Annotated in this window: 8 protein-coding genes; 3 read left to right on the plus strand and 5 right to left on the minus strand. The window is 43.5% G+C overall.

The genetic code is table 11. The annotated features are described in order from the left end of the window. The first annotated feature begins 16 nt into the window (after nt 1–16). Entirely contained in the window at nt 17–1,066 is a 1,050-nt protein-coding gene (locus tag AS194_RS04550; protein WP_058024285.1) for an alpha/beta fold hydrolase, read from the plus strand. A gap of 111 nt (nt 1,067–1,177) precedes the next feature. On the opposite strand, the gene AS194_RS04555 is transcribed toward AS194_RS04550, so the two are convergent. Further along, complete coding sequence (locus AS194_RS04555; RefSeq protein ID WP_227511576.1) at nt 1,178–2,188, minus strand: WG repeat-containing protein; 1,011 nt, start codon at nt 2,186–2,188, stop codon at nt 1,178–1,180. 380 nt (nt 2,189–2,568) lie between these two features. Between AS194_RS04555 and AS194_RS04560 the strand changes: the two genes are divergently transcribed. After that, nucleotides 2,569–3,501: a DMT family transporter gene (locus AS194_RS04560; RefSeq protein WP_058024287.1), complete on the plus strand. Its 933-nt coding sequence runs from the start codon at nt 2,569–2,571 to the stop codon at nt 3,499–3,501. Nucleotides 3,502–3,656: 155 nt separating this feature from the next. On the opposite strand, the gene AS194_RS04565 is transcribed toward AS194_RS04560, so the two are convergent. Continuing rightward, complete coding sequence (locus AS194_RS04565; protein ID WP_058024288.1) at nt 3,657–5,108, minus strand: solute carrier family 23 protein; 1,452 nt, start codon at nt 5,106–5,108, stop codon at nt 3,657–3,659. A gap of 548 nt (nt 5,109–5,656) precedes the next feature. Here AS194_RS04565 and AS194_RS04570 point away from each other — a divergent pair. After that, the gene (locus AS194_RS04570) at nt 5,657–7,090 is read left to right on the plus strand and encodes an L-serine ammonia-lyase (protein ID WP_058024289.1); all 1,434 of its coding nucleotides are present in this window, start codon (nt 5,657–5,659) and stop codon (nt 7,088–7,090) included. A gap of 119 nt (nt 7,091–7,209) precedes the next feature. Here AS194_RS04570 and AS194_RS04575 read toward each other — a convergent pair whose 3' ends face one another. From AS194_RS04575 to xthA, 3 genes are all read right to left on the minus strand, one after another. After that, nucleotides 7,210–7,608 carry a DUF4377 domain-containing protein gene (locus AS194_RS04575; protein WP_058024290.1) on the minus strand — a complete coding sequence of 133 codons (399 nt, stop codon included), beginning with the start codon at nt 7,606–7,608 and terminating at the stop codon, nt 7,210–7,212. 406 nt (nt 7,609–8,014) lie between these two features. Next, entirely contained in the window at nt 8,015–9,238 is a 1,224-nt protein-coding gene (argJ, locus tag AS194_RS04580; protein WP_058024291.1) for a bifunctional glutamate N-acetyltransferase/amino-acid acetyltransferase ArgJ, read from the minus strand. Nucleotides 9,239–9,411: 173 nt separating this feature from the next. Then, nucleotides 9,412–10,236 carry an exodeoxyribonuclease III gene (gene xthA / locus AS194_RS04585; protein WP_058024292.1) on the minus strand — a complete coding sequence of 275 codons (825 nt, stop codon included), beginning with the start codon at nt 10,234–10,236 and terminating at the stop codon, nt 9,412–9,414. Nucleotides 10,237–10,483: the final 247 nt, after the last annotated feature.

Raw genomic sequence — 10,483 nt, forward strand, 5'->3', positions numbered from 1 at the left:
CTAATTAGGACACTTCATGACAACATCAAATGACATTAATAGTGCCAAATTGCCGGAAACGTCAGATACCAGTTTAGACAATATTCTAGACTTTTACCCTACTCCTGAATGGCGACGGTTTGGGGAGCATCAGTGGCGCGACTCCGATCTTAGCCAACACCTTCATCAAGCGATGATTGATATTGGTGATGGTATAGAGTTGTGTGTCGAAGCGGGTGGCAACCCTAATAATCCGCCCCTACTGATGATCATGGGACTGGGTTCGCAAATGATATTTTGGCCAGACAATTTTATTAAGCGCTTTATTGATGCTGGTTTTTTTGTGATCCGTTTTGACAATCGTGATATTGGCCTGTCTTCTAAAGTACAGATCGAGGGCCTACCGCGTATCAACCAGCTCAAAATGATGGTACGCCTACAAACGGGGCTATCGAACAAAAGCACTCAGGTGGCTTATAACTTGACTGACATGGCAGAAGACACTGCCCGTTTGATCAAGGCGCTAAAGCTTGGCAAAACACATCTGCTTGGTGCCTCTATGGGCGGGATGATTGCTCAAATTGTGGCGGCACGTTATCCAAGCTTGGTGCAGCGTATGGCGCTTATGTTTACCACGACCAATCGAGCATTTTTAAAACCGCCAAGACCTAAGCAGCTATACACCCTTATCAATCGTCCAGAGAGCCACTCTGAGCGTGATATCGTACGCCATAGTGTCTGGTTTATGAAAACGGTTGGCACACCAGGTCACGTCAATGTGCGCATGGTGCGTGAAATTGCCAAAATTCGCTATCAACGCAATTTTCACCCTCTAGGTACGGTGCAGCAGCTCAATGCTATCTTGGCATCAGGCTCTATCAGCCGCTTTAGTAAACAAGTCAAAGCACCAACGATTGTCTTACATGGTAGCGCTGACGGACTGCTACCGGCGTCACAAGGTCGAGTGGTGGCAAAAACCATTCCTAATGCCAAGTTTCATTTAATCGAAGGTATGGCGCATGATATTCCAGAGTATTATCAGCCTTATATGGTCGATTTGATTAGCAATCATTTGTTAGAAAAATAGCTATTCGCCTATAGTAACACTAGCCATAAAAAAGAGTGTATACCCTATCGATAACGAATAGGGTTTACACTCTTTTTCGTTGTATACCAATTATAGATTATGGATATAACGCTAATCGCAGCTGACACCTGTGCCTTCTTTATTGATACACATTTTATTGCCGTTTTTTAAATTGCCGATCCATGCCTTACCACCTGTAAATGCAAATGAGGGTTGACCCTTATAATTATCATCAGTTAATACCCCATTACTAGTGAAGCGAAAAGGAATCACTAGCTCACCGCCCAGATTAACAAAGCCCCACTCCTCTCCGATACGAACGCCCGCTAATCCTTCAGAGAATGGACGCACTTCATCAAACGAATAGGTAATCATCGTGACGTCGTTGTCGTCAACGAAGCCCCATTTTCCATCTTGCTGACGTGATTGTAATGTCGTAAAACGTGTAGGTGCAGGTTGTCTTGATTGTGATGACGTATTGTTAGTAGAAGCTGTGGATTTTTTAGCCGATTGACTATTATCCTGAGCATTTGGATCACGCGTTGCATTACCATTTTTATCTAACCAACTTATCGCACTGTTTTTACGGACGCGCGCTCTCCCATTACGATAATCATCGATCTCGTCAATCGATGCTGAAAACGAGACAACCGTGCTGTTGGAGGTATTGATAACACCGTAGTTACCATCTTTTTTTACGACGATACGTCCTTCAGATACTGGACGCGCCCACCCTTGATTTCCTGTGAGCATATCGTACATTGCAGGCACGACTTCGCGTCCCTGCATATTGAGATAACCGACCCGACTGTTGCGCAATACAGGTAGTAGCCCGCCCGATATCTTGTCGGCATCGACTTTCTGATAGCGTGATAAATCAACGACCCTTTTACCTTTGCTGTCAATCAGAGCGACTGGCGCACCAAAATCTTTGATTGCCAAAAAATAGCCGCTAGTAGACGTACAAGAGACGTTTTTATAGTAGCTTTTGGGGAGCTTGCAACTGGCCGCTTGTGCGCTAGGCATTAAAAAAAATGCACTAGAGACGATACCTATCGCAAAGCTAAATTGCGATATTTTTAGAGGCAAACAAGAGGTCACATTTGGTTGTATTTTTGACATAAAATGTCGGAGCATAAGCAAACCTAGGCAAATAATATAGATTGTTTGATATAGCGGTTGATGACTGGTGATTTTATGAGTACTAGACTAACAAATTGCAATATCAGAGCCAATATCATTCCTGTAAGGATGTGACTCGATTATATAAGCGCTGTTGTACAAGCATTATTGTGTGAGTAAGGTCACAAGATGGTTCTACTGCCTACGAGACTTTTTCTTACTATTTGGTTTAATAAATTATCTACAGCAACGATCTATCTAATAACCAGAATAAATTTTGGTTTTGCCATTTTATTTTTTGCTTAAAACCACGACAATAGGGCTTTGGCTAACCCTCACATTGGTCTAGGACCATAAGAATAATAATATAAGGACGTTTTATGGCGACTGCTTCTTCACGCGCTGCCCCTATTGGCCTAGTTATCGGTTGTATTATCTTCGGGCTGGGCAGTCTGATTGTCGCTCACGTCGATATCGGTGGCTGGGCGATGTCGTTTTGGCGACTGGCCATTTCAGGGGTTGTCTTTGCGATTTTAGCCAAGGTGATGCGCCAACAGATGCCACAATCAAAACGTGCTATTTTTTATGGTTTATTGTCAGGTGCATTTTTAGGATTAGACTTGGCGCTTTGGCACGAGAGTATTTATGCTGTGGGTCCTGGTATTTCGACCCTGCTCAATAGCTTACAAATCTTCTTCTTGGCTGCCATTGGTTTTTTATATTTCAATGAGCGCCAATCTATCGTGCAGATCATCAGTTTATTTTTAGCGATGCTGGGCGTTGCAATGATAGGCAGTCCTGAATTTGCACACAATTCAGCGGCCACTTGGGGATTTGTCACGGGTATTGTGTCAGGAGCAATGCTAGCCGCGTCGATGACTTTTATTCGAAAGACACATGATACCGAACCGACACCGATATTTATGCTGATGCAGCTGATTAGTATCGGTGGCGTCTTAGCGATGATTGTGCCTATGTTCATATTCGATACAGGTCATATCTTGCCCAACACATGGTCGGAGATTGGTTGGGTGCTTATCTACGGCACAGTGATGCAGTGTTTGGCATGGGGTCTGATTGCTTATTCTATTCCTAAGTTGTCTCTGGCTTTGACTGGTTTGTTACTATTAACTGAGCCTATTGCAGCACTTGTCATTGATTATAGCTGGCTGGACAAACCTATCAATGGCTTACAATGGGGCGGCGCGTTATTGACCATGCTTGCAATCTACTTAGGCTCCTTAAAGCCAAAGCCACATTCTCTGCGGCGCTATCGGTTTTTTTCGCGGTTTTATAAGCGAGACTATAAGTAATTAAGTAGTATTGATACGATTCTCTCACGCAGACATTTAATAAAAAGCGCCCATACTATTCATAGCATGGGCGCTTTTTGTTGACGCTGTAAATACACTGATAAAGCCTTTTTAACTTGTCTCAATATTTAAGACTCAAACAACTGACAGATTGATTATTTGGCCAACGATGAAGGCACGGTTTTGGTCTCGCTACTTCTTTGGTTAAATAAGGCATTTAGCAAGATAGCAGCCAACGTAGCGGTGCCGATACCACCCAAATCAAAACCACCTAAGTGCAAGCTAAAGTTACCTGTACCCATGATTACGGTCACTGCCGCGATGATCAGATTGCTGTTTTTACTAAAATCAATGTGGCTGTCGATCCAGATTTTTATCCCAGCGATCGTGATCAGACCGAAAACGACGATAGAAGCGCCGCCCAATAAAGCCGCTGGTATCGTTTGGATAATGGCACCAAATTTTGGTGATAACCCTAATATAATAGCGACCATACCTGCGACGACAAATATCGTTGTGCTATATACTTTGGTGACCGCCATCACCCCGATATTTTCAGCATAGGTAGTCACACCCGTACCGCCAAATCCTGCTGAGAAAGTCGTTGCCAAGCCATCGGCAAAAAATGCTCGGCCCATATAAGGGGTCACGCGAGACTTAGTCATACCTTCCACTGCCTTAAAGTGACCTAAGTTTTCAGCCACCAAAATAAAGGCGACAGGCGCAATGAGAATAATAGCGCTCATCTCAAAGCGTGGGGTATGGATGCTGGGCAGACCAAACCATGCAGCCGCAGCGACTGCGCTAAAATCAATTGCCGTCCCAAAACCTAGGATATTGGTCAACACAAAATAAGCGATGTATGATAATACCAAACCCACGAGTAGCAGCAAACGACGTAACATGCCACGGGTAAATACCGCCACTCCACTGATGAGTAGTACGGTCAACGTAGCCATCCAAGCATCAAACTGATTGGCAGATACGCCCTGAATAGTGACTGGTGCCAAATTAAGACCAATAATCATGACAATAGCACCGGTGACGATAGGCGGCATCAAGCGCTCAATCCAGCCAGTGCCTGTTTTCATCACCAGCAGGCCAATCAGCGCATAAATGATACCGCAGGCCATGATACCGCCTAGCGCGACATTCAAATTGGCATTGAACCCTGCCCCTGCATACGCAGTTACCGCAATCACTGGACCAATAAAAGCAAAGCTTGATCCCAAGTAGCTTGGCATACGCCCACCAGTGATCATAAAGAACATCACCGTACAGATACCAGACATCAAAATGGCTAAGTTAGGGTCAAATCCCATCAATAATGGCGCAAGGACGGTCGCACCAAACATGGCAAATGTATGTTGTATACCAAGTAATACACTCTTTGACGGTGGCAGATAATCATTGATACCCACTGGATCACGATCCAAATCGCCTTTGTAAGGTCGCCATGTCGGAAACCAGCGACCATTTTCAAAATCTGGATTGTGCGGATAACTGATGGCTGCTGAATCAATACCTGCAGCTTCCAATGCATTGTGAGCTGACTGATTTTGAGCGCTGTTGTCTGAAGCTGATGATGGGTCTTTTTGAGATGGCATGCGCGCGTGTCCTATGTGAGCTGAGGTAATAGGCTAAAATAATGGAAAAAGTAAAAACGGTGCGAAATTGGGAGGATAGTAGCGAACGCGATAGAAGTCGTAAACAATATAAATAAGCACTATCGTCTTCTATCGATAATATGTCATCCCAATTCATTCATTTATGTTGTAATATGACAAACCAAAAGTATTATTTGGTATGATAGCCAGTTCTTGGCTGGTTGTATTAGATCACTATGTATAACCAAAGATACTGTATGATCAAAAGCACGTTTGCTCTTCTACCAACCAGCCTATTTAATAGCGATATTGACTTACAGGATGTTACATAGTCGTTGACTCCGAGCATGATAGCGGAGTTTCAAAACAAATAAAAGTGATTATTCAGTCACCATCTGTACTCTTTAATAGCAATATTTTTATAGACGGTCGTTCACAAGTCTTCTGTAGTGGGCCTTGAGAGTGACGACTGCCTATTATATTTTCAATAAAAGCGCTCAAGGCAATCATCACAATTGCACAAGCCTTTGAATTTTCGGTAACTCATTATGATTAGTATTTTTGATTTATTTAAAATCGGCATTGGTCCATCGAGCTCACATACAGTGGGACCAATGGTGGCAGCCAATTTATTTTTAGCCTCATTGACCAAGCAAATGGAACTGACGGCTATCGCAAAGATTGAAATCGAGCTTTATGGCTCTTTGGCGGCGACAGGAAAAGGGCACGCAACAGATACTGCCATATTGTTAGGGTTACTTGGTCATACACCTAGCACCATCGATACACGTATGACCAGCAGCTATCTTTCTCCTATTTTTTCTGGCAAGACATTAAATGTGTCAGGTATTCACACGATTGCATTTGATACAGAGCAGGATATTTATTGGTACGACGATACTGTCCTGCCCTATCACCCTAACGCACTGACGCTTCGTGCTATATCGACTGACGGTACTCGTTATCAGCAGACCTACTATTCGATTGGTGGTGGTTTTGTCATCAATGAAGAAGATGCCACCGATCCAGATGAAGATCATGCCAGCCCAACGATCGATAGCGTTCCTTATCCTTTTAATAATGCAGCAGAACTACTAGAACAATGTCGTCAGTATGATTTGAGCATCAGCGAATTAGTACTGGCCAATGAATGCCACTTCCATGACAAAGAAGAAGTATTTGCCTACTTAGATAGTATTTGGGAGGTCATGCAAGATTGCGTTAAGCAAGGCTGTGAAAATGGCGGTATTTTGCCAGGCGGCTTGGATGTCAAACGCCGCGCACAAGATTTGCACAGGCAACTGTCTGCGGAAAAAGACCAACCTATCACCAAAACTGATAAATTAGCCGCCATGGATTGGGTAGACTTGTACGCGCTCGCCGTCAATGAAGAAAACGCCAATGGCGGCAAAGTTGTGACCGCACCCACCAATGGCGCAGCAGGTATTATTCCTGCAGTATTGCACTACTATCGTGATTTTTTACCTAACTATAGCCAAGATGGTGTCCGCAAGTTTTTATTGAACGCCACCGCTATCGGTAGCCTAATCAAGCAAAACGCTTCCATCTCTGGTGCTGAAGTCGGCTGCCAAGGCGAGGTTGGATCGGCATGTGCGATGGCAGGTTCTGCATTAGCAGAGATCATGAATGGGACACCAGCTAAATGTTTAAATGCGGCAGAAATCGGTATTGAGCATAATTTAGGTCTAACCTGCGACCCTATTGGTGGACTGGTGCAGGTGCCTTGCATCGAGCGCAATGCCATGGGGGCGGTCAAAGCTATCAACGCAGCACGTCTAGCCTGTAGAGGAAATGGCCAGCACTTCGTCTCTTTGGATAAGGCTATAGAAACCATGAAGCAGACAGGTGCTGATATGTCTGATAAATATAAAGAGACCGCTCGTGGTGGCCTAGCTGTCTATGCTGATAATAGAATTCCTACTGCGACGCGCGGCGTTAGTGTTAACTACAGTCAATGTTAATGCAATTGATAAATGTTACCTTTAACCACGCTATCTCATCATAGCAGCAGATATCGTATCAATAAAAAGGCCGCTATATATTAGCGGCCTTTTTATTAGTTGTATACTTTCAAGCTGTACTATTCAGCAGTTTTTGAAACGACTTCGTTTAAAATCCAAACTGGTTTGACCACATTAGATCCTTCAGCAGTGACTGCTTCTTGGCGTACATCTAATACATAACGGTAGTTTGGCTCATAAGTGAAGCCTTGAATGTTACCACTTAAAGTGGTGTAGTTTTTCTGATAAGTTTGGCGATACTGTAGGCACTGTGATTCAACCATCGTACCGTCTGTTGCAGTCAGATCACAAACTGCTTTACGCGGTGCGATTTCTACTTCAAAACTTGGAATATTTACCACTTTGACGTTCATAGGCTGTCCTTCTACAACCATTGTACGCTCATTGTCCATGTCCATAGTAGAACAACCAGTAAGAGCAAAAGTTGTCATCAATGCTGCAAGTGCTAATCTTTTCATTATTCAATCCTCAGATAATTGGTAATAATTCTTCATTTTCTATCTAAATTTATTATTTTAAAAACTCTACTGCATTTCTTCATACAACAAAGCTTCTTTCTACCATGATGATATTTAGAGTCACGCTAATTGAAATCTCTAGCCAGCTTTACTAGCGTTTACTAGCGTTGTAGTGAATATCATCTGTTCACCCCAGCAAGTATAGGTCGCAACTCACCTTACTCTCTATGACTGCTTTGTAAAGTAACGTCAGCTTTTGCAACTGATGTTAATAAAGCGTATTGAATAGCAGAGTAATTTGATAACAGCTTAGTATTAGACACAAAAAAGCCAGAGCAATCATTACTCTGGCTTTTTGTAAATAGATTTAAAAAATCTGTCAAGATTGAAACTTTTAAGACCGTTTCTAACTGCGATAGTCAGCGTTTATTTTGACATAGTCGTATGACAAATCGCAGGTATACACCGTATCGCTAGCATCACCACGAGCAAGATCAATGTGAATGGTAATCTCAGCGCGGCTCATGACTTTTTTACCTGCTTCTTCTGTATAGCTGGGCGCGACACCGCCATTTTGACAAATCATCACCTCATCTAAATACACATCAACTTGTTCGGTGTCTAGGTCGTCAATACCAGCATAACCGACTGCCGCCAAGATGCGCCCCCAGTTTGCATCACTCGCAAAGAATGCCGTTTTTACCAGTGGTGAATGCGCCACAGCATAAGCCACATCGCAGCACTCTTGCGTGGTCTGCCCGCCAGTCACTTTAACCGTCATAAACTTGGTCGCCCCTTCACCGTCACGGACAATGAGCTGTGCCAAACGTACAAACACTTCGCGCAGTGCATCAAAAACGGCCTGATAATGCGGATGCGCTGGACTATCAATCACCTCTGAGCTGGCAGCACCTGTCGCAATCAATACGCAGCAATCATTGGTCGATGTATCCCCATCAACGGTAATACGGTTAAACGACTGCTCATTGATAGCGCTGAGCATCTCTTGCAATAAGTCGGCCGCGATATTGGCATCGGTTGCGACATAACCCAGCATAGTCGCCATATTTGGACGTATCATGCCTGAGCCTTTTGACATGCCAGTGATATGATAGCTAGTACCTGCAACGTCGACTTTTTGGCTTGCAAGCTTAGGGATAGTATCTGTCGTTCGGATACCATTAGCAGCAGCCAACCAGTTATCAGAGGCTAAGTTTGCTAGCGCATCGTCTAAACCTGCAATGACCGCGTCACTATTTAATGGCTCGCCAATCACGCCAGTAGAAAATGGCAGTACTGTATTAGCCTCTACGCCAGCTTTTTCAGCCAAGGCAATACAAATTTCAGTAGCGCGGCGTTTACCATCAGCGCCCGTGCCTGCGTTTGCATTACCTGTATTGGTTACCAGATAACGCGGACTAGCCTTGGTAAAGTGCTCACGTAATATACGTACAGGCGCGGCGCAGAATGTGTTTTTGGTCGTGACAACTGCGGTCGAGGCCTGTTCAGCGATTTCAATCACGACCAAATCATCACGATTTTTATAACGTACGCCCGCGGCAGTTGCGCTCAGCTTAATGCCATCAATGGGATAAATAATATCAGGTACTGCTACGTTTCCAACAGACATAGTAAAATCCTTATTTTTCAATTTTTATCGTTGTTTTTAGGTGATGTAATAAACACTATAGTTGATCCAATTTAAAGGTGGTACAAGGCAACCGAGTGCAGATTTATATGTCATACTTCAAGCGAGGTTAACGCCGTAACGCCTTTATAGTGGATTGACTATATATCTGAATATTACGGTTTTCTTAGATCAAATGCCGACCAAATGGGTGCATGGTCAGAGGGTTTTTCCATAGCGCGTAGCTCATAGCTGATGCCAGCACCAATGCATTCTTCTACAAGATCAGAGGTGCATAAAATATGATCGATACGTAAACCGCGCTTGGGTTCATCATTAAAGCCGCGGCTGCGATAATCAAACCAGCTGTATAATTCGGTACTCTCTGGATAATGCAAACGGTACGTATCGGTCAACTCACGCGACATTAATGCTGAGTACCATTCGCGTTCCTCTGGCAAAAATGAGGTTTTTCTATTTTTTAACCAGCGCTTAGCATTGACCTCACCGATACCGATATCGATGTCTTCTGGCGCAATATTCATATCACCCATCACAATGATCGAACGACCTTCTGCCTTTAGTGTATCAATATAAGCCATTAAATCTGCATAATAAGCACGCTTCATCGGAAATTTGGTCGGATGGTCTTGGCTCTCTCCTTGCGGAAAATAACCGTTGAGCACATCCACTTCGCGCCCTTTAAACTCATAGCGTGCATGTATAAAACGCTTTTGTGCTTCGGTATCTTCGCTAGGAAAACCTTTTTGTACAAATATAGGCGCCACTTTTGACAGTAATGCCACGCCATAATGTCCTTTTTGCCCGAAATACTCTACGTGATATCCTAGAGCTTTTATGTCATCAAGTGGAAATTGATCGTCATGGACTTTGGTCTCTTGTAGACCCATGACATCAGGATCGATTACTTCGCGCACTGCCTCAAGCTGATGCTGGCGAGCGCGGATACCATTGATATTAAAACTGACAAAACGGGTCATAAACTGTCCTATACTGATTGATTAAAATACGATGCTGATATAGATGTATGCGATGCAAATGTCTATGATAACAGACCTAGGCTACCCTAGCTGTTACATGGCCTTATATCTTGAGCTAGAGTAGCGCTTATTATAAATATAATAGACCTCTTGCAAAAGTAGCAAAGGGAATTAAAATAAGAAGGCACTCATAATTTTTTAGGAACCATGCCAAACATAAATAAGCTACTCAAACAAAGTGACGCTG

The sequence above is a fragment of the Psychrobacter piscatorii genome (assembly GCF_001444505.1).
Taxonomy (GTDB): domain Bacteria; phylum Pseudomonadota; class Gammaproteobacteria; order Pseudomonadales; family Moraxellaceae; genus Psychrobacter; species Psychrobacter piscatorii_B.

What these genes read in the sequence shown, in the direction of transcription:
- AS194_RS04550 (WP_058024285.1), top strand. Translation starts at nt 17, where the DNA reads ATGACAACATCAAATGACATTAATAGTGCCAAATTGCCGGAAACGTCA.
- AS194_RS04555 (WP_227511576.1), bottom strand. Translation starts at nt 2,188, where the DNA reads ATGTCAAAAATACAACCAAATGTGACCTCTTGTTTGCCTCTAAAAATA.
- AS194_RS04560 (WP_058024287.1), top strand. Translation starts at nt 2,569, where the DNA reads ATGGCGACTGCTTCTTCACGCGCTGCCCCTATTGGCCTAGTTATCGGT.
- AS194_RS04565 (WP_058024288.1), bottom strand. Translation starts at nt 5,108, where the DNA reads ATGCCATCTCAAAAAGACCCATCATCAGCTTCAGACAACAGCGCTCAA.
- AS194_RS04570 (WP_058024289.1), top strand. Translation starts at nt 5,657, where the DNA reads ATGATTAGTATTTTTGATTTATTTAAAATCGGCATTGGTCCATCGAGC.
- AS194_RS04575 (WP_058024290.1), bottom strand. Translation starts at nt 7,608, where the DNA reads ATGAAAAGATTAGCACTTGCAGCATTGATGACAACTTTTGCTCTTACT.
- argJ (WP_058024291.1), bottom strand. Translation starts at nt 9,238, where the DNA reads ATGTCTGTTGGAAACGTAGCAGTACCTGATATTATTTATCCCATTGAT.
- xthA (WP_058024292.1), bottom strand. Translation starts at nt 10,236, where the DNA reads ATGACCCGTTTTGTCAGTTTTAATATCAATGGTATCCGCGCTCGCCAG.